The organism is Vibrio sp. JCM 18905, from assembly GCF_055393305.1.
In genome coordinates, this window is sequence record NZ_AP043879.1 from 309373 (window position 1) to 329097 (window position 19725).

General features: G+C 45.8%; 15 protein-coding genes. 9 read left to right on the forward strand and 6 right to left on the reverse strand.

Translation table 11 applies throughout. From position 1 onward, the window contains the following. Positions 1–82 precede the first annotated feature (82 nt). On the forward strand, positions 83–1963 hold the full coding sequence (locus ACZ5ZC_RS09705; protein ID WP_464931876.1) for a sensor domain-containing diguanylate cyclase: 1881 nt from the start codon (positions 83–85) through the stop codon (positions 1961–1963). Positions 1964–2027: 64 nt separating this feature from the next. Here ACZ5ZC_RS09705 and ACZ5ZC_RS09710 read toward each other — a convergent pair whose 3' ends face one another. Then, positions 2028–2714 (reverse strand): GntR family transcriptional regulator, encoded by a 687-nt coding sequence (locus ACZ5ZC_RS09710; protein WP_338327076.1) that lies wholly within the window; start codon positions 2712–2714, stop codon positions 2028–2030. A 157-nt stretch (positions 2715–2871) separates the two neighbouring features. Further along, entirely contained in the window at positions 2872–4284 is a 1413-nt protein-coding gene (gene pykF / locus ACZ5ZC_RS09715; protein ID WP_005392243.1) for a pyruvate kinase PykF, read from the reverse strand. Between the two features lie 433 nt (positions 4285–4717). Here pykF and ACZ5ZC_RS09720 point away from each other — a divergent pair, with 433 nt between their 5' ends. The 5 genes from ACZ5ZC_RS09720 to ACZ5ZC_RS09740 all read left to right on the forward strand — a co-directional run bounded on the left by ACZ5ZC_RS09720 (position 4718) and on the right by ACZ5ZC_RS09740 (position 10181). Beyond that, positions 4718–5479: a DeoR/GlpR family DNA-binding transcription regulator gene (locus ACZ5ZC_RS09720; protein WP_005392240.1), complete on the forward strand. Its 762-nt coding sequence runs from the start codon at positions 4718–4720 to the stop codon at positions 5477–5479. A 114-nt stretch (positions 5480–5593) separates the two neighbouring features. After that, positions 5594–7426, forward strand: coding sequence for a glutamine--fructose-6-phosphate transaminase (isomerizing) (gene glmS / locus ACZ5ZC_RS09725; protein WP_464931877.1), 1833 nt, complete (start codon positions 5594–5596; stop codon positions 7424–7426). Positions 7427–7630: 204 nt separating this feature from the next. Further along, complete coding sequence (locus tag ACZ5ZC_RS09730) at positions 7631–8008, forward strand: DUF3316 domain-containing protein (protein ID WP_031815906.1); 378 nt, start codon at positions 7631–7633, stop codon at positions 8006–8008. 102 nt (positions 8009–8110) lie between these two features. Beyond that, positions 8111–8803 (forward strand): heavy metal response regulator transcription factor, encoded by a 693-nt coding sequence (locus ACZ5ZC_RS09735; RefSeq protein WP_464931878.1) that lies wholly within the window; start codon positions 8111–8113, stop codon positions 8801–8803. Continuing rightward, entirely contained in the window at positions 8796–10181 is a 1386-nt protein-coding gene (locus ACZ5ZC_RS09740) for a heavy metal sensor histidine kinase (protein ID WP_065274139.1), read from the forward strand. The genes ACZ5ZC_RS09735 and ACZ5ZC_RS09740 overlap by 8 nt, the downstream gene beginning before the upstream one ends. 54 nt (positions 10182–10235) lie before the next feature. On the opposite strand, the gene ACZ5ZC_RS09745 is transcribed toward ACZ5ZC_RS09740, so the two are convergent. Next, positions 10236–11318, reverse strand: a complete 1083-nt coding sequence (locus ACZ5ZC_RS09745; protein WP_005379703.1) for a glycerol dehydrogenase — start codon at positions 11316–11318, stop codon at positions 10236–10238. Positions 11319–11671: 353 nt separating this feature from the next. Between ACZ5ZC_RS09745 and dhaK the strand changes: the two genes are divergently transcribed. Genes dhaK through ptsP form a run of 3 tightly spaced genes read left to right on the forward strand, consistent with a single transcriptional unit; the run spans position 11672 to position 15782 of the window. After that, positions 11672–12730, forward strand: a complete 1059-nt coding sequence (dhaK, locus tag ACZ5ZC_RS09750) for a dihydroxyacetone kinase subunit DhaK (RefSeq protein WP_464931879.1) — start codon at positions 11672–11674, stop codon at positions 12728–12730. Between the two features lie 15 nt (positions 12731–12745). Continuing rightward, a complete protein-coding gene (gene dhaL, locus ACZ5ZC_RS09755; RefSeq protein ID WP_005379705.1) occupies positions 12746–13381 on the forward strand; it encodes a dihydroxyacetone kinase subunit DhaL in 636 nt (211 codons plus the stop codon). Position 13382: 1 nt separating this feature from the next. Beyond that, positions 13383–15782 carry a phosphoenolpyruvate--protein phosphotransferase gene (gene ptsP, locus ACZ5ZC_RS09760; protein ID WP_464931880.1) on the forward strand — a complete coding sequence of 800 codons (2400 nt, stop codon included), beginning with the start codon at positions 13383–13385 and terminating at the stop codon, positions 15780–15782. 77 nt (positions 15783–15859) lie between these two features. Here the strand turns inward: ptsP and dhaR are convergent, their stop codons facing one another. The 3 genes from dhaR to ACZ5ZC_RS09775 form a co-directional block, all read right to left on the reverse strand. Next, positions 15860–17785 (reverse strand): dihydroxyacetone kinase operon transcriptional regulator DhaR, encoded by a 1926-nt coding sequence (gene dhaR, locus ACZ5ZC_RS09765; protein WP_176319002.1) that lies wholly within the window; start codon positions 17783–17785, stop codon positions 15860–15862. A 148-nt stretch (positions 17786–17933) separates the two neighbouring features. Further along, the gene (locus ACZ5ZC_RS09770) at positions 17934–18464 is read right to left on the reverse strand and encodes an MltR family transcriptional regulator (RefSeq protein WP_012841150.1); all 531 of its coding nucleotides are present in this window, start codon (positions 18462–18464) and stop codon (positions 17934–17936) included. Between the two features lie 57 nt (positions 18465–18521). Then, complete coding sequence (locus ACZ5ZC_RS09775; RefSeq protein WP_054867234.1) at positions 18522–19670, reverse strand: mannitol-1-phosphate 5-dehydrogenase; 1149 nt, start codon at positions 19668–19670, stop codon at positions 18522–18524. Positions 19671–19725 lie beyond the last annotated feature (55 nt).

Here is a 19725-nt window from a genome sequence, read left to right on the forward strand (position 1 = left end):
TTAATCTAAGTGGCTTTTTGTTTAGAAAATAACAATTAATGATATAATTGTCGTTTTAGTAAGCATTATAGGCAGTAGACGCGTGAAAATACCCAAGCGAGTCGGCACATTGTTGGCGACAGCACTATTTTTTAGTGCGCTCACTGCAGTTTACTATTATCAGAAATATCTGACGTTATTAGAGAGTAACGTTGAGAATACCGCTCAAGAAGCATTACATCAACTGGCTTATACTGGTCGCGAATACAATAATATTCAGGATCAAATTGAGACGATCAGCGATCTTCTCGGTCACAGCCAAAGTCTTTACGACTATCTACGTCAGCCGAACCGGGTCAACCTTTCTATCTTAGAAGATATGTGGATCTCGGTTGCGATCAACCAAAAGCTATATAAACAAATTCGTTTTCTTGATGTTACCGGTCAGGAAAAAGCACGGATTAATTACGATTTCAAAACGGGTATCGCTGCACCCGCCCTCAAATTACATAACAAGTCAGAGCGGGATTATTTTCATTACGCGCAAGGTTTAGGTAATGATGAAATTGCGTCGTGGGGGATTGAGCTGGAGCGGGAAAATGGTGAGCTTGTTTACCCTTATAGCCCTTCATTGCGTATTCTGATGCCGATTTCTCTCAATGGGAAACGCGAAGGGTATCTTGTTCTTAATGTTGATATTGAGTATTTATCTTCTCGACTCAACTACTCACCGGTGCGGGATTTTCATATTGAGTTAATTAAAAGTGATGGCTTTTATATCGCGAGTCCTAAGTCATCACGCTTGTACGGCAACATTATTCCAGCTCGTTCTCAATTTAATTTTGGCCGGATGTATCCCAACATTTGGCGCACGATGATCTCAGAAGTTTCGGGCTATGAGTACAACGGCTCGAATTTGATAGCATATAGCACGATCCAATTTGTTTCTAGTGAGCCACTTCATCTGGTGATTGATCTCACGAATGAGCAATTACTATCTCGATCTCAGCGAGATATTGATGACTTAATCCAAGAAGCGTTTTTTGTATTAAGTTTGGTGTTTGGTTTTACTTTACCAACGACCGCGCTAGCCCTGCACTATCGACGTCATAGTATGGAATCGAAGTTAGCTCGGGCTGCACTTGATGGCATGACTGCGGTGATGATCTCAGATGCGTCGCATCGAATCATTATGGTGAACCAAGAATTTGAAAACATGATGGGCTATTCCACCAAGCATACTCAAGGCTGGAATGCGCATAATCTAATTTTCTTACCGGAAGATCTCGAGTCGACCGTCAATATTTGGAATAAGCTTGCGAACGAGCACGTTTGGGAAGGTGAGGTTCGTTGTCGAACCAAGTTTAATCACGTATTTACCGCCATTATGCGCATTCAGGCAAACTTAACCAAGTCAGGTAAAGTGAGCTATTACATCACGTCGCTGGTGGATATATCCGAGCAAAAAGAGCTGGAAGAAAAGCTACGCAACCTCAGTGAAAAAGATGGTTTGACGGGCTTGTGGAACCGTCGAAAATTTGAAGAGCAATTAGCGCAATATGCCGGGATTATTGAGCGTTATCCTGATAGTCCCCCTGCATGTTTGGCGTTGTTTGATATTGACCACTTTAAGCGCATTAACGATGAACTTGGGCACGATGAAGGGGACAAAGTGATTTGCAGTGTCGCTGAGACTCTTCTTAAAGAGGTGCGCAGTACTGACTTTGTTTCTCGCGTCGGTGGTGAGGAGTTTGCGGTGATCATGCCGCATACCACACTCGAAGAAGCAGAAGTTGTATTGAACCGGTTACGTGTGGCGGTTCAACTGCGCAGTGATAGAGCGATTACTGTTAGCGCCGGGTATAGTGATTTAACTTCTGATCGCACGCGCACTTATAAATGTGCTGATATTGCCTTGTATGAATCCAAAAGTGCAGGGCGTAACTGCGTATCGCTATGTCATAGTTTCGATGATATTGCTTAGCTCTTTTTCAAAAACAAAAAATCGGGGATAGACCCCGATTTTTATGCTTATTTTAGCCTCAGCGTTATTCGCTAGCCAGTATGCGATATTGGTTGTCGATGGCCGCTTCGATACACTGCATTGACTGTCTCAAATAACGCTCTAGATAACCTAAAGCATCCTGGCTCTTTTTATCTAACGACGTCTTCATCAGCATTTCTTGCTCATCGATATTACAGTGCCCTGGGTTTCCAGTACCTAACATTTGCATAGCAAAATATTGGTAACGCTTAATTTGCGTGAGTAGATCGCGGAAAAAACCAAACATATTGGCAGAGCCAGCGCCTTCAAACAGCGCAGTAAGAAACTGATTATGGCGTTCTTCCCATTCCTTCCAGCAAAAGCTTTCGCCAGATTTAGAGCGGGATAACTTGTGATAAGCGGTTAGGACGTCCAGTTCCCAATTTTCATCGCCAATCACAATTGCTTTATTTAGTAGGCATGCAGAGACCATTTGTAGGCTCTCGTACAAGTCATTCAACTCATCGTTACATACAGGTGCAACCCAGCAGCCTTTTTGCGGCTCGAGTTTGACGTATTTGCTCCACGATAACTGCACCAAAGCTTCGCGAATGGGTGACGCTCCTACGTTGTACTTCTCTTTGAGTTCCGCAACCACGAGTTTTTGACCCGGTTTAAGCACGCCATCGAGAATATCCTGACGGATCATTTTTGATACTTTGTCGGTAAGAGTGGGACTGGACACATACACCTCATAGAAATTTTAATCGTGACGACAAAATTAAACAGTACGCAATTCTGCGCATGGTGAATGATACAGTTAGGCTATTATTAGAGCAAGAAAGCCATATAAAAAAAGAGGGCATAAGCCCTCTTTATCAATCAACTGAAGTATGAAAAGTTCAGTATTATAGTACGTGTACAGAAGCTGTGTTCGTAGTGCCTGAAGCGACTAGAGCACCAGAAACCATCACTACGATGTCGCCTTTGTTACCTAGACCAGACTCTAGAGCAAGCTCTTTACCTGCTACGTAGAATGCGTCAGTGCTTTCGATAGAATCAACAACAACTGGCGTCACACCTTTAGTTAGAACAAGTTGTGCTGCTGTTTTCTTGTTTGTTGTTAGTGCTAGGATGTTTGCAGTTGGGAAGTATTTACGTACTGAACGTGCAGATTTACCACCTTCAGTTGCAACAACGATAAGTGGAGCAGCTAGTTTCTCAGCTGTGTCTACTGCGCCTTTACATACTGCTTCAGTGATGCGTAGACGTGGGCTGTCTAGACGAGAACCTAGCTCAGCTTTTAGCGCTGAATCAGTACGGTTCGCGATTTGAGCCATGATAGTTACCGCTTCAACTGGGTACTTACCTTTAGCAGTTTCACCAGAAAGCATTACTGCGTCAGTACCGTCCATTACCGCGTTAGCAACGTCGCCTGCTTCCGCACGAGTAGGACGTGGGTTGTTGATCATAGAATCAAGCATTTGAGTTGCAGTGATAACCATCTTACGTGCACGGTTACACTTCTCGATCATCATTTTCTGAGCGAAGATTACTTCTTCAGCTGGGATTTCAACACCTAGGTCACCACGAGCAACCATGATGCCGTCAGAAAGCTCTAGGATCTCGTCGAAGTTATCAACACCTTCTTGGTTTTCGATCTTAGAGATGATGTGGATGTTCTCGCCGCCGTTTGCAGCAAGTACTTCACGGATTTCTTGAACGTCAGAAGCTTTACGGATGAAAGAAGCAGCTACGAAGTCAACGCCTTGCTCACAACCGAATTTAAGGTCGTTCTTATCTTTTTCAGATAGAGCAGGTAGGTTTACAGAAACGCCAGGAAGGTTAACACCTTTGTTCTCGCCTAGTGCACCGTTGTTAAGTACTTTACATTTAACTTCTGTTTCAGTCTTAGAGATAACTTCCATCTCGATTAGACCGTCGTCGACTAGGATAGTGTTACCTACGTTTAGGTCTGCTGCGAAACCTGCGTAAGTTACTGCAACTTTATCTTTGTTACCTACAACTGAAGTGTCAGTTGTGAAAGTGAATTCTTGACCAGCTACTAGATCAACGTCGTTACCGCCTTCTAGCTTAATAGTGCGAATTTCTGGACCTTTAGTATCTAGAAGAATTGCTAGTGGTTTGCCAGTAGCTTCCATTACTTTACGGAAGTTCGCGATACGAGTGCCGTGTTCTTCGTAGTCACCGTGAGAGAAGTTAAGACGCATTACGTTCATGCCTGCGTTCACTAGCTCAGTTAGCTTCTCTACAGATTCAGTTTTAGGGCCAATCGTACATACGATTTTGGTCTTTTTCATGGAAGATACTCTCCGGTAAGTATAGTTACAATTTGAAAGTCGGTTGTTTACTCTGAAGTTAGGGCGTTATTGATGACATTTAGTGCCTGTCACCCACCGATTTTTCGCCTCATTATCAGTACTTCAGATTCTGAAAGTCTTTCACCAAGTTTAGTCATTTTATGACTAAAAGATCGGCGATTTTGGTTACCTTTTTGTGACTAATCCCACTTTATATGCAGAAAGTTGCAAAAAAATAGCCTTCAATTCTGTAATTTTTTTTCTTTTCGGTGGCGAATTCTACCACTGAATGAATCCAATATCACTGTTTAAGAATTGTCTTAGGACAAGGTTTTATCGAGAAATATTAATTTTTTGGATCGAAATAAATGGACTTAAAAGTTTCGGTTTGACTATAATAAGTTTCACATCGAAACTTAAGTTCAAAACGTAAATGTCGAAACGAAACACTCAACTAAGAAGACACGCCATTTCTAACTTGGTTTCTGAGCTAGGAGAAGTCAGCGTTGACGAACTCGCTCAGAAATTCGAAACCTCAGAGGTCACGATTAGAAAGGATTTAGCTTCTTTAGAGAAAAATGGCCAACTTCTACGCCGCTACGGCGGTGCGATTGCTATCCCAACCGAAGTCATTCACGAAGAATTGAGCGCTAATGTTTCGACTCGAAAGCTAAACTTGGCAAAAGCAGCGGCATCACTGATTCGAGACCATAATCGCATAGTGATCGACAGTGGCAGTACGACGGCTGCGTTGATTCAACAGTTGAATGACAAACGTGGCTTAGTTGTCATGACCAACTCGTTGCATGTTGCTAACGCCCTTAATGAATTAGAGAGCGAACCAACACTGCTGATGACTGGCGGGACTTGGGATACGCACTCAGAATCTTTTCAAGGCAAAGTAGCCGAATCTGTATTACGAGCTTACGATTTTGACCAGCTATTTATCGGTGCGGATGGCATCGATCTCGAACGCGGCACCACAACGTTTAATGAATTGGTTGGTTTGAGTAAGGTGATGGCGGAAGTGTCGCGCGAAGTGATCGTCATGATCGAATCGGAAAAAATCGGTCGTAAGATCCCGAATTTAGAGCTCGCTTGGCATCAAATTGATGTGCTAGTGACGGATGCTGATATTCAGCAAGAACACAAAATACAGATTGAACAACATGGCGTGAAAGTCATTTGCGCCTAATCTAATAATATAATCAGTTTCATATTTCACTTCCCTCTGAATACAGGCCTTTGCTTGCTGCCTCTATCTGAAACATGGCTAGGGAAGAACAAAACTACAAACGGAGATAAACACATGTGTGGAATCGTAGGTGCAGTAGCACAACGAGATGTTGCAGAAATTTTGGTTGAAGGTCTACGCCGCTTAGAGTATCGCGGTTACGACTCTGCTGGTGTTGCAGTTGTTGATGGCGAGTCAAACCTAACGCGCGTTCGTCGCTTGGGTAAAGTGCAAGAACTGGCTGATGCAGTAGAAGAAGCAAAAGTGATCGGCGGAACGGGTATTGCACACACTCGCTGGGCGACGCACGGTGAACCATCTGAAGTTAATGCACATCCACATATGTCTGGCGATATTGCTGTTGTACATAACGGTATTATCGAAAACCACGAAGAGCTTCGTGAATTGCTTCAATCTCGTGGTTACGTGTTTGAATCTCAAACGGATACAGAAGTTATCGCACACATGGTTGAGTGGGAACTTCGCACTTCAGAAACGCTACTAGAAGCAGTACAAAAAACAGCAAAACAACTTGAAGGCGCATACGGCACGGTAGCGTTGGATCGCAAAGATCCTTCACGCATCGTAGTTGCACGTTCAGGCAGCCCGATCGTAATTGGTTTTGGTGTGGGTGAAAACTTCCTGGCTTCTGACCAACTTGCGCTACTGAATGTAACGCGCCGTTTCATGTACCTAGAAGAAGGTGATGTGGCAGAAATCACTCGCCGTGAAGTTACTGTCTTTGACGCAACGGGCGAGCTGGTTGAGCGTGAAATCGTAGAATCCAACGCAGAACATGATGCTGGCGATAAAGGCCAATACCGCCACTTCATGCAAAAAGAAATCTATGAGCAACCTAAAGCGTTGATCAACACAATGGAAGGCCGTATCACGGGAGACTCTGTTGTAACTGATGCGATCGGTGTTCATGCGGCAGACATTCTAAGTAAAGTAGAGCACGTACAAATCGTTGCGTGTGGTACGTCTTACAACGCAGGTATGACAGCGCGTTACTGGTTTGAAGACATTGCTGGCGTGAGCTGTGATGTAGAAATTGCGTCTGAATTCCGTTACCGCAAGTTTGTGACGCGTCCAAACAGCCTATTGATCACGTTGTCTCAGTCTGGTGAAACCGCCGATACGCTAGCAGCACTTCGTCTTGCGAAAGAAAAAGGTTACATGGCGGCGATGACCATTTGTAACGTAGCAGGTTCTTCTTTGGTTCGTGAATCTGATTTTGCGTTCATGACTCGCGCTGGTGTCGAAATCGGTGTCGCTTCAACCAAAGCGTTCACGACTCAGCTTTCTGCACTATTGATGCTGGTAACTGCGTTAGGTAAAGAGCAAGGCCGCGTCAGCAAAGAGAAAGAAAAAGAGATTGTTGAAGCGCTACACGCACTTCCTAAGCAAATCAATGCGGCACTTTCTTTCGAGAAAGACATTGAAGCACTAGCGACAGATTTCGCAGACAAGCACCACACACTGTTCCTAGGTCGTGGTGAATTCTATCCAATCGCGATGGAAGCGTCTCTAAAATTGAAAGAGATCTCTTACATCCACGCAGAAGCTTACGCGGCGGGTGAACTGAAACATGGTCCTCTAGCGCTGATTGATGCTGACATGCCTGTTGTTGTGGTTGCACCAAGTAACGACCTACTTGAAAAGCTAAAATCAAACGTTGAAGAAGTACGTGCACGTGGCGGCCTTCTATACGTATTCGCAGATGCAGACGCAGGCTTCGAAGGCGATGAAACAATGAAGATCATCACGATGCCTCACGTTAGTGAAATCACGGCGGCGATCTACTACACCATCCCAATGCAGTTGCTGTCTTACTACGTAGCACTGATCAAAGGTACGGATGTAGACCAACCACGTAACCTAGCGAAAGCGGTAACGGTTGAGTAATTACGCTTAACAGCAAAAATCCCAAGCGGCACATGCGAGAGTATGTGCCGCTTTTTTTGTCTTATTCTAAGCGTAATGGAACGCTCAAGAGCCTTCGCCAGTAGGTTGCTTTCATGACAAAAATGTCATTTTGTTGAAAGGATGGTGTCAGAGGCGGTGTTCAATAATGACCTCATTGAAAACAAGCACTCAAAGGTTAACAACATGAACGCAATCAAAACTGCTCTTTTTGTAACGGTAATGGCAATCACTAGCGCATCTGCATTCGCTCAACCACTTTTCACTGGTGGTAACTACGTGAGCCGCGAAGAGATGAAAACCATCTCAGTTACGCCGACAGCAACGTCAGATGAGGCTTATCAACAGGCACTGTCTGAACTCAATTCACTTAAAACCATGACGGCTCGTGAACTGAATAAAGAGCTCAATATCCTGACGTTTAATGTGAAGTCTCGCAGTACGCATTTAAAAGATGGTGGCTTCGTGACCGTGCAAGAACGCATGAATGAAGATGGTCAGTTGGAATATTTGGGCAAAGTGAATGTCAAAGTGCATTATGCCGAACGCGATAACAATCGATAATGGTTTGCCAATGGGGAAGGGTATGGTGTGGTTCACATCATGCTCTTTTTCGAGCTTTATACTGGGTTCTCATCCTCCCGCTAACACACTAGGTAAGTAAAGTTGAAAATATTGATCGTCGAAGATGAGCACAAAGCCGGAGAATATCTGCAAAAAGGTTTGATTGAATCTGGGTATGTGGTGGATTTAGTGCATGATGGGGTCGATGGGCTTTATCACGCTACCAGTGAAGAATATGACTTAATCCTCCTCGACATTATGTTGCCTAAACTCGATGGTTGGCAGGTGCTTAATACATTTCGCAGTAGTGGGATTCACACCCCAGTGATCATGCTGACAGCGAAGGAGCAAGTGGAAGATCGCGTGCGCGGTTTTGAGCTGGGTGCCAATGACTATGTGGTAAAACCTTACGCGTTTGCGGAGCTACTGGCGCGTGTTCAAAACGTATTTCGTCATCATATTACCGCGCAAGTGGTCGCATCGCCGCAAACATTACGTGTGGCAGATTTAGAACTTGATATGATCAAACGCGTTGCCACGCGCGCGGGGCAGTCGATGTCGCTTACCGCCAAAGAATATGCCCTGCTTGAGTTGTTGATGCGCAAAACTGGCCAAGTGCTTTCACGTACCACCATTGCGTCGTTAGTGTGGGATATGAATTTTGACAGCGATACCAATGTGATTGATGTGGCGGTCAAACGTCTGCGTAACAAAGTGGACAAACCGTTCGATAAACCACTGATTCACACTGTCAGAGGGATGGGCTACAAACTCGAAGAGAGTCGTGATGCCTAAGTTTTCGCTGCCTTTTTCCATGAAAAACAAGCTCGTGCTGATGTTTGTTAGCATGACGTTTGTTACCTATTTTTCTTTGGCTTTCATCCTACAGTACGCCATTGAGCGCCACTTTTATTCGCAAGATTTCAGCTATATTTCCAGTAAGTTCAATGCCATTGAGAACGAGTTAAAACGCTCGCCAGAGGATGTGTTCAAGCAAGCGAATAACAGTACGCTCTATATGTGGGTGTTTGAAGGCAAGCAGAACGTGTATCAGAATTCGAGCCTGACGATTCCTCAGAACCGAGCCTACAGCATTAGCTCACCTCAGGTCTTAAATCACGAGCGCGCCATCGAATGGAGTGAGGACTCGCTGAATATCCGCGCGTTTGCGTTTCAAGCTGGGGAGTATCAGGTGGTGCTCGGCATGAGTATCAATCACCATATTTTGTTTTTGGATAAGCTCGACTGGATTTTGTTTTGGGCGCTCGGTTTGGCGTTTGTGATTTCTTCCGCGTTGAGCGGTTGGATGGTAAAACGTGGGTTGAAGCCGATTGTGGGATTGAATCAGCACATTCAACAGATATCACCAGAGCAAATGGGCATTCGTCTCGACCCCGATTCGTTGCCAATAGAACTGCGCGAGTTAGCCAACAAACACAACGCGATGCTCGATAGGTTGCAAACTGGTTTTCGCCGCTTGAGCGAGTTTTCTTCTGATATAGCACATGAGTTAAAAACGCCACTCACCAACATTACCACGCAAAATCAGGTCATTTTAGGTGCGTGTCGAACGCCTGAAGAGTATCAGGATGCGATTGCCTCAACGTTGGAAGAACTCAACCGCATCACGAAAACCATCAACGATTTGCTCTACATTGCCAAGGCCGAAAACAAGCTCATTCATCGCCATGACGAAGTGTTTGCGGTGCAGGAGGAAATCGACCGTTTGGTCGCGTATTTTGAAATATTGGCCGAAGATGCCGATGTGCAAATCGTGAGCTCAGGCGACGGTCAGCTCTATATGGACAAAAACATGTTTGAGCGTGCAGTGGGCAATTTGCTCTCCAACGCGATTCGTCATGCGTATGCTGATTCAACCATTGTGATTGACGTTCAAGAGGTTGATGAACAGGTTACGATATCGGTCAGCAACCAAGGTGACACCATTGCCGAGCAAAACTTACCGTACCTTTTCGACCGGTTTTATCGCGCAGATAAATCTCGCCAACATGTAGGTAGCGTAGGTGCAGGGCTAGGTTTGTCGATTACCCAATCTATCGTGCAAGCGTATGAAGGACAGATAAAAGTAACATCAGATAAAGACAAGACGCGGTTTGTTATGATGTTGCCATCGGCAGGTGTCAATGGAAGTGATAAGTCAGTTGAAGCATAAAAGGCAAACCTTGGCTTGCCTTTTGAGACTCAAACTCGTTTGAAGTTATTTGGGTTATTGGCCCAGTTGATGAGCGGTTAGAATAGCAGAGTAGACATTTTCTGCCGTCACTGGGAATGGCATATTGTGGATGGTTTCTCCCTCGGCCGTTGAAGCTTCGGCGACCTCGCGCAACTTAGCGTGATTAAGCTCTTTAACGCCCATATCAAATAAGTTGGTTGGTAGACCTACCGATCGGCAGAAGGCGAGAACCGTATTAATCTCTTCCATCGCTGCGTTTTCTAGCACCAGTTGAACAAGTGTGCCGAACGCGACTTTCTCACCATGATAGAGATGATGACACTCTTCGAGCTTGGTTAGGCCGTTATGAATAGCGTGAGCGCCTGCTAGGCCACTGCTTTCAAAACCGATACCGCTTAGGTATGTATTGGCTTCAATAATATTTTCTACCGCTTTGGTGCTCACACCATTTTCTACCGCAGCTTTTGCTTTTACACCATCTTCAAGCAAGGTTTCATAGCAAAGTTTCGCAAGAGCTTGTGCTGAACGCGTCGCTAACCCACCAGCCATTGTTGCCTTACCAGAAGTCATGTTGGCACGAGCTTCAAAGTAGGTGGAAAGCGCGTCGCCCATCCCCGATACAAGTAAGCGAACAGGGGCTTTGGCGATGACTGATGTATCCATGATGACCATGTCTGGGTTTTTAGGGATCATCAAATATTCTGCAAACTCACCTTCAGGTGTGTATATCACCGCAAGAGCTGAGGTTGGCGCATCAGTCGAGGCAATCGTAGGAACCACCACGACAGGAATTTTGGTGTAAAACGCAACGGCCTTAGCTGTATCTAAGGTTTTACCACCACCAATACCGACAATGACATCATGTTTTTGAGTGGCACAAATGTCCGTGATGCGTTCAATCTCAACGCGCGAACATTCGCCACCAAAAATGTTCATAGTGAGTGGAAGCTTTTCGTCAGCAAAGCTTTGTTTGACGTCATCACCAACCAGGTTAGTCACGAACTCATCGGCAATGACTAACGGACGTTCACCCAATGTTTTCACGTAGTGAGCGATAGATGTAAGTACTTGTTCACCTTGGACGTATTTGCTTGGGCTGATAATAATTTTGTCCATAATTCAAACCTTTAACCTTTTTTATGTGTGTTTTTGACTGCAATGAAAATCCATTGTAGCGATAAGGTTTATATTAGGTTTGGTGTGGTAAGTGGTGAAGGATATCTCTGGTTTTGTTCCATGCTTTTATGACCTCTGTGTCAAACCGACTGTCAGAAGTAATAAGCATCAGCATGCTTTATGGCGCCGATCACTATTCAAGCGAATCTGTCGTTTTTCGTTTCATATTGAAACGAAAATACCGAAGTCGTTGTTTCAATATGAAACGGATTGATTTTTGTTGAGCACGTTTTTTCTCTGTTTAAGATGAATTCATACCCTACATAAAAATATAAATGGAATGAGATAGAACGATGAAAAAGTTAATTAACCAAGTCGATGATGTTGTATTGCAGCAAATGGAGGGCCTGGCATTGTCCCGCCCTGAGCTAAAAGCTAACTACGAACCTCGTTACATGTGGCATGAGGAAACGCCGGGGCAAGTGGCATTGGTTTCTGGTGGTGGCTGTGGTCATGAACCTTTGCACGCAGGTTTTATTGGTAAAGGCATGCTGACAGGCGCCTGCCCTGGTGAGGTATTTACTTCACCTACGCCAGATCAAATGTACGAATGTGGTAACCAAGTGAATACTGGTGAGGGCGTGCTGTTTATCATCAAAAACTACACCGGCGACGTGTTGAACTTTGAAACGGCCGTGGAGCTCCTTCATACCGATGGCATCAAAGTTGGGTCGGTGTTGGTGGATGACGATGTTGCAGTCAAAGACAGCCTGTATACCGCTGGTCGCCGTGGCGTCGCTGGAACGGTATTGGTTGAGAAGTTAGTTGGGGCTGCCGCGAACAAAGGTTATTCGTTGGAGCAATGTGAAGATCTGGCTCGTCGCGTTAATAATCACTGTCGTTCATTTGGCGTGGCGCTTAATGCTTGTGTTGTGCCAGCGGCGGGTAAACCATCTTTTGTTCTGGAAGATGATGAAGTGGAGTTTGGTGTTGGTATCCATGGTGAACCAGGTATCAAGCGAGTGAAATACACCGATGTCGATACGTTAGTGGATGAGATGTTTGCTGAAGTTGCTGAAAACACACCTTATCAGCGCACTTTGCGTATTTGGAATCGTGACGAAGGTGAATGGGATGAAGTGGAATCCAGCATTGAGCCTTTCGCCGCTGAACACGCCTACATCGTGATGGTGAATGGTATGGGTGGTACGCCAACTTCAGAGCTTTACGGAGTGTACCGCCGTCTGGCTCATAACTGCGAGCAAGCAGGGTTCCGTATCGTGCGTAATATGGTTGGTAACTTCTGTACGTCACTCGATATGGAAGGCGTTTCGATTACGTTGCTGAAGGCAGACAAAGAGATGTTGGAGCTGTTTGATGCTCCTGTCGATACGGCCGCGATCAAGTGGTAACAGGGGGGAGCAAACATGCAAATTGAAAAACAACATATCGTTCACTGGTTAGAGCTATGTGCAAAAACGTATCAAGAGAATCAAGATTTTCTGACCGACCTTGATCGTGATATTGGTGACGCAGACCATGGTCTCAATATGAACCGAGGCTTTAAAAAAGTTGCTGAAAAACTGCCGCAATTTGCGGACCAAAATATCGGCAGCATTCTCAAGAATACGGGCATGACTTTGCTTTCTAGTGTCGGTGGGGCAAGTGGCCCGCTTTATGGCACGCTGTTTATTCGCACGGCTGCCGCTGTCGGAACTCGAGAGCAATTAACGTTTGAAGAGTTGGTGGATGCACTAAAAAGCGGTGTGGATGGCGTGGTGTCTCGTGGTAAAGCGGAACTGGGTGATAAAACCATGTGTGATGTTTGGTTACCCGTTTTAGTTAGCGTGAAGGCATCGTTAGAAAATGGTATGAGCGCTGACCATTTATTGAATGAAATGGTTGAGCTAGCAGAAACGAATGCGGTTGCCACGATTGAAATGTTGGCGAAAAAAGGGCGAGCAAGTTATTTAGGTGAACGCAGTATTGGTCATCAAGACCCTGGCGCAACCTCTTCTTTGTTAATGATTAAAGCACTACAGCAGGCAATAGCAGGTAATTAAGATGGTGGGAATTGTTGTTGTATCTCATAGTCGTCGCCTTGCTGAAGGGGTGGCCGAACTTGCCACCCAAATGACGCAAGGCAAAGCCAAGCTTGCGATTGCCGCGGGGATTGATGATCCAGAGAACCCGATCGGAACCGATGCCATAGCCGTGATGGAAGCGATTGAGCAGGTACAAGATCAACAAGGGGTTGTTGTATTGATGGATCTTGGCAGCGCGTTGCTTAGCACGGAAATGGCTCTGGATCTGATTGATGATCATGTGAGGGAAAATGTCACCCTTATCTCGGCCCCTATTGTTGAAGGAACCATGGCGGCGTCGGTGGCTGCTGCCGCCGGATTACCTTTATCGACGGTAGTCGAAGAGGCACAGAATGCGTTAAGCGTAAAACGAGAGCACCTTGGTGATCAGCCACTAACATCCGCTGAGATAGCGCCAGTATCAGAGAACTTTGAGCAAGAACGGACATTTGATTGGGTAGTGCAAAATCCGCATGGATTACATGCTCGTCCCGCTGCGGTTATTGTTGGTGCACTCGCGCCTTTTGACTGCCAAGTATGGTTGAAAAAAGGCGAGCGCCGTGTGAACGCGAAAAGCTTAAACAGCATTGCGAAACTTGGCGTTCGTAGTCAAGAGGCGATCACCCTATGCGCACTCGGCTCTCAATCTAGTGAAGCAGTTCAGGCATTTGAAGCCTTAGCTCATGAGCACTTCGGAGAAAAAGAGGCGGTTGAGCAAGGCATTATCGAATCTGAAGAGTGCTCGGATACTTTGCTCGATGGCATGGCCTCAAATCAGATTGAAGGTGCTGTTGTTGGTATTCGAGTCAATGACGGTATCGCTACTGCTCCAGTTGTCCTTTTTACTCATGAAATGCCAGCAGTGCCTGAACGTGATTTCCAAAGTGAACAAGATGAAATTGAACGGGTTAAGCGTGCGATAGGCGTGGTTGTTCAACATCTGCAGGAGCAAGCGAAGCTGCCGAAAGGGGAAATATTTGCTGCTCATAGCATGATGCTCAGTGACCCAGAATTATGGGTATCGGTCGAGGCGCGAATTCAAACGGGCATGATAGCCGAGCAAGCTTGGATAGAATCACTGCAAACGTTAGCCGACGAGTTTCGCCAGGCTGAAAGCCAGTACATGCGGGAACGCGAAGCTGATGTGCATGATATCGCACGCCAGGTTATGGTTGAAATGACAGGCGTAACGCCTAATGCCATCGACATTCAGGAACCGAGTATTTTGTTGGCCCGTGACCTGATGCCTTCTGATGTGGCCGGGCTTGATAAATCGAAAGTGCTTGGTATCTGTTTGAGTGAAGGAGGGAAAACCTCTCACAGTGCGATTCTTGCTCGTGCGATGGGGATTCCTGCCATCGTTAAAGCTCAGGGCTGCCTTGATGCTGTGCGTGCTGGTCAAGTGGTGACTATTGATGGCTTCCGAGGACATTTATGGTTCTCTCCTTCGGATTCCGTACAGCAGGAATTAGAAGCGCAACAAATAGAGTGGCAAAGCACCCGACAAAGTGCACTAGCGAGTGCTCAGCAAGCCGCAGTCACCTGTGATGGTGTCCATATTCCAGTATTCGCCAATATTGGCGGACCGAAAGATATTGATGATGCACTAACATCAGGCGCTGAGGGCGTTGGTCTATTTCGGACTGAGTTTCTATTTCAAAACAGTGATGAGTTGCCAACTGAGGAAGCGCAATATCAAGTCTATCGTGATATTGCCGCCGCACTTGGTGATAAGACACTTACGATTCGTAGTTTAGATGTTGGCGGTGACAAGCCTTTAGCCGCTTATCCTATGCCATCGGAAGATAATCCATTTTTAGGTTTGAGAGGGGTGCGGTTGTGCCTTCAACATGAGTCATTGTTTACCGCCCAACTTCGAGCCATTCTGAGAGCCTTTCACGAACAACCGAATATTCAATTGATGATACCGATGGTGGCCCAGGTTGAAGAAGTGAGAAAAGTAAAAGCGCTGTTGGCACATCAAGCAACCCAACTCGGCTTGGATGCGACTCATTTGCCTGTTGGTATTATGATTGAGGTACCAGCCGCGGTATTAAATGCAGATGCGTTAGCCCAAGAAGTCGACTTTTTCTCTATTGGCACCAATGATTTGACTCAATATGTTATGGCCGCCGATCGAGGCAACGCCGCCGTTGCCGAATTGGTGAACTACTTTGAACCATCGGTACTAAAAGCCATTGAACTCACGTGTGCAGCAGGCGATCGCGCGGGCATACCGGTCAGTATGTGTGGTGAGATGGCAGGCGATCCAAATGCCACAGACACATTACTTCGTGTTGGGTTACGAAAATTCAGCGCCAGTTCGAGTCTGCTACCGGGACTAAAAGCGCAGATTCGTCAGTTGTCTGTTGATGTTTAATCGACATCTTGTCGTTAGCACATCTATACCGGCGTGCTTACGCCGGTTTTACTTTTGTAGGAACGCCACTTCTTGGCTTAATACAGCTTCATTTGCTCCTGCAGCCCAAACTTATTAATTTTTCTCCATAAGGTCGTGCGGCCAATTTGCAATGCTTTCGCCATATCATGCATTTTGCCATCACACTGATTCCAAGCCTGAACAATCGCTCTTCTCTCGGCTTCTTCTAACGTGATTACTGGCGTATTTTCTGCGGTATGGCGAGAATTCAGTTTAATGTCTTCAGGAATATCGTTCAGCTTGATTAAGTTGGAACTGCGGTTCAGCAAAATTCGCTCAGTTCGGTTTCTTAGTTCAGAGTTGTTGCCTGACCAACGAAAATTCATCAACGCTTCCAGTGCGACTGGCTCTATCGAGATTGTGACATTGTGTCGGCGTTCATAATGGCTGATAAGCTGCTGGACGAGAAATTCAATGTCTTCTTTACGCTTTCGTAGTGGTGGAATATGCAGCTCGTTCGAGGAGATTTCATAATAAAGTTGCCGACCAAATGAGCGCTGAGTGACATACTCGCTGATCTCTGAAGCGGTGCTCGTAATAAGTTGAAAGTCTACGGGGATTAATCGCAAACTGTCGCTGCGGCTGACGAGCCCAGTTTTTAACAACTTAAGTAGCACGGCTTGTAAATCGGGCGACAGATATTCCACCTTTTCCAAAAAGAGCGTACCGCCATGGGCGAGTTCAAACTTAGAGGGCATGCCTTGTCCCTCGTCGTATCCCAGGGTTTCTTTGACCAGTTGCTCTGTATTGATGGAGCGGCAGTTGAGCGTAATGAACGGCCCTTCTTTGTAGGTGCTTTCGTTATGAATCGCCATGGCGAGAGTAGCTTTTCCTACGCCTTCTTCACCCGTAATTAGAATCGGTGATTTGGACTTTATGGCCCGCTTTGCCACGGTAATGACGTGCTTCATTTTTCGTGAAATGACAGGCAAAGTGCTGAATGTATAGCGCGCACTGCCACCTATTTGTTGTTGAGCAAGTTCGCGAATTTTATCGATAGGGTGCAAGAACAATAAGTGTGTGCCGTCGTTGAGTGGACGCAAGGTAATTATCGCTTCAACAAACTCGCCACGAACCTCTACCGTTGTGAGTTTGCGGTTGATGCTTGCACCCGACTCAATACTATTGAGGACATTTGGCGGGAAACGTAAAACCGAAAAGACTTCTTTATCCAAGACCTGACTGGCTTCAATGTTTAACAAGCGCTCTGATTGGTGATTTACCATGGTGATACGGCTTTCTTCATCCCAGGCCAGAAGGCCGTCATCCATGCATTCTAACGTTGCGTTGTGCGCACAAGTGAGGCGGTTAATGTTTTCTTGTTCCGACTGAATATGGATTTGCAAACTGACTTCTTTCGCGCTCGACGCGATGATGACCAAGTTTTCTTTCTTATAGCTCTCTGCTTTTTTGAGAAGGCATGTTGTGCCGCGTAACTTGCCAAACTGGTCGAAAACAGGCGCAGCTACAGAGGCATAAGGATGTAAGTGGCGATTGAAATGTTCTGCTGCGAAAACTTCACACGGGATATGAGTACTAATACAGAGATTGACCGCATTTGTGCCAATTTTCCCTTCAGACAGAAAACAGCCTTGTTTAATACCGAGCGCCTGCATCTCTTGTTGCATTGAGTCATGTCCCACAACAGATAGAACGCAGCCGTTGCCGTCAGTCACCATCAATAGCAGGTCTTCGTCCCCTAGCATGTCGTAAGTGTCTTCAAGTACGGTCGTGGCGCATTCGATGAGGTGCTCGTTGCGTTTCATCAGAGATGAGAAGGTAAATCCAGAGGCAATGTGTGGCTTTGACCAGGTGTAAGGACTGCATTGCTTTATGCAACGCTCCCACGACTCAAGTACGGGAGTGCGGGAAAATTCTGGAGATACCCAATGGTGTTTCTGGAAAAACTCCCATTTGGTTTTAGTGTCTTCGATTGAAAGCATGCCATACCGTTTCAATGCCAGCGATAGATTGGTCTGATATTACAGAGACATACGAATATGGACTGTGATGGCTTTCACGCACGTCATACAGAAAGGATACGCAAAGAAAAGAGGCTAGTAGAGAAGGCGTTCCTTGCCGGAGGTTGGGTTAAAAAGGGCTGTCTTTGCCCAGTTCGTTACAAATCTCGACAATCGCGAGTGACAGGCCGGACTTAATGATTTGTTGTTGGCGCTGAAGTTGGAGTTGATAAAACTCAAGGTCGATGTCGTCATCAGGTTCGTTGACTTCTAATTGCACCATGCCCATTTTCTTCACCAGATGCAGCTTTTTGATTGGCTCTAGAATATTTGGATCAGTGAACTCGTAGTCGGATGCATCGCTATTAAGTCGGTTTTTAAGCTTAATGATGTCTTCAATATCATGATAAATATCGTCTGGGAGTACGCCTAAGCCAAATAGGAGTTTCAAACGAACGGAGAGATCGCCCAGCGGTCCGGAGTCTTGCAGTAGGGGACCAACAACCGATTGCACGGCGAAGTTATCTTTACGAAAGATCCTTTGTATTAGCCCGTCGATGGAATCGTTGAACACATCGACTGCTGCAATAAAAAAGCCTCGTACCGATGGCGCGCTGTTCAATCGTTCAATGATCTCGGTTTCGTTGATGTTATCTGCCATATACTGAGTAACTGTTTAAAATTATATTTATGGGGAGCAGAGCTCCCCTTGATTCGATTAAAGCTGGTGGTAAATCGCTTCTATTTGAGCCACTTCAACACTGTCTTCAGCCAGGCCAGTGTACGTTGCTAGCGTTTTCTTCACGCCCACGGCTTTTAATGAGGTTTGTAGTTCCACCGCTTGTGGGTCGGTGTCGTTGGTGTATTTCAACGCCGCCGCGATCCCTTTCAAAAGTGTTTGATTTTCAGTGCCATACTCGATTGTACCGAGTAATGGCTTCACTAATCTATCATTTGCACCCAATTTACGAATTGGTTGTCGTCCAACGCGATCCACTTCATCCACTAAATATGGGTTGGCGAAGCGACCTAGAATCTTTTCGATGTAGGCATTGTGCATATCACGGTCGAAGCCGTAACGACGAATCAACACTTCGCCACTTTCCTGCATTGCTTGTTTTACTTCAGCATGAATGCTTGGGTCTTCAATTGCTTCACGAATGGTGCGATGGCCTTTCAAACAACCTAAATAAGCGGTAATGCAGTGACCTGTGTTTAGGGTGAACAGCTTACGTTCGACAAAGGCCATTAGGTTGTTGGTCTTTTCCATGCCTGAGATGTCAGGGATTTCGCCCTTGAATTGCTGTTCATCCACAATCCATTCACTAAAGCTTTCTACCGTGACTTCTAGTGGATCATCGTTGGCGGCTTCTGCTGGTGGCACGATGCGATCGACTGCTGAATCAACAAAGCCAACCAACTCGTCTGCCTTTGTGTGCAGCGATTCATCCAGATGTTTGTATACTTCGCCTTTTAGGTGTGTTGTGCCACGCACCATATTTTCACAGGCGATGATGTTAAGTGGCGCGTCATTACCAGCTTCAAAACGTTTGGCGATACCTTTCGCGATGGTTTTCGCGATGATATCTAATACGTTTGGACCGACCGCTGTGGTAACCAAATCGGTTTTGACGATGCGATCAATCACGTCATCACTGGCTGAGTTTACTGCTGTGACGTGGGTAACAGTGTCGATTTGGCACTCGGTGCCCACGACTTTCACTTTGTATTCTTGTTTGTGGCTGAGCTGGTCTACCAACGGCGCATCAACGTCAGCGAAAGTGACCTCGACTTCTGCGTCTGCTAAGAGTTTACCGATGAAACCACGACCGATGTTACCTGCACCAAAATGAACTGCGTTTTTCATAATTCTTACCTACCAATATCTGAAAATGTTGACTTACGAAACTAGGGTGAGGCCA

What these genes read in the sequence shown, in the direction of transcription:
- ACZ5ZC_RS09745 (WP_005379703.1), bottom strand. Translation starts at nt 11,318, where the DNA reads ATGGACAAAATTATTATCAGCCCAAGCAAATACGTCCAAGGTGAACAA.
- ACZ5ZC_RS09770 (WP_012841150.1), bottom strand. Translation starts at nt 18,464, where the DNA reads ATGGCAGATAACATCAACGAAACCGAGATCATTGAACGATTGAACAGC.
- glmS (WP_464931877.1), top strand. Translation starts at nt 5,594, where the DNA reads ATGTGTGGAATCGTAGGTGCAGTAGCACAACGAGATGTTGCAGAAATT.
- ACZ5ZC_RS09740 (WP_065274139.1), top strand. Translation starts at nt 8,796, where the DNA reads ATGCCTAAGTTTTCGCTGCCTTTTTCCATGAAAAACAAGCTCGTGCTG.
- ACZ5ZC_RS09730 (WP_031815906.1), top strand. Translation starts at nt 7,631, where the DNA reads ATGAACGCAATCAAAACTGCTCTTTTTGTAACGGTAATGGCAATCACT.
- ACZ5ZC_RS09720 (WP_005392240.1), top strand. Translation starts at nt 4,718, where the DNA reads ATGTCGAAACGAAACACTCAACTAAGAAGACACGCCATTTCTAACTTG.
- pykF (WP_005392243.1), bottom strand. Translation starts at nt 4,284, where the DNA reads ATGAAAAAGACCAAAATCGTATGTACGATTGGCCCTAAAACTGAATCT.
- dhaR (WP_176319002.1), bottom strand. Translation starts at nt 17,785, where the DNA reads ATGCTTTCAATCGAAGACACTAAAACCAAATGGGAGTTTTTCCAGAAA.
- dhaL (WP_005379705.1), top strand. Translation starts at nt 12,746, where the DNA reads ATGCAAATTGAAAAACAACATATCGTTCACTGGTTAGAGCTATGTGCA.
- dhaK (WP_464931879.1), top strand. Translation starts at nt 11,672, where the DNA reads ATGAAAAAGTTAATTAACCAAGTCGATGATGTTGTATTGCAGCAAATG.
- ACZ5ZC_RS09775 (WP_054867234.1), bottom strand. Translation starts at nt 19,670, where the DNA reads ATGAAAAACGCAGTTCATTTTGGTGCAGGTAACATCGGTCGTGGTTTC.
- ptsP (WP_464931880.1), top strand. Translation starts at nt 13,383, where the DNA reads ATGGTGGGAATTGTTGTTGTATCTCATAGTCGTCGCCTTGCTGAAGGG.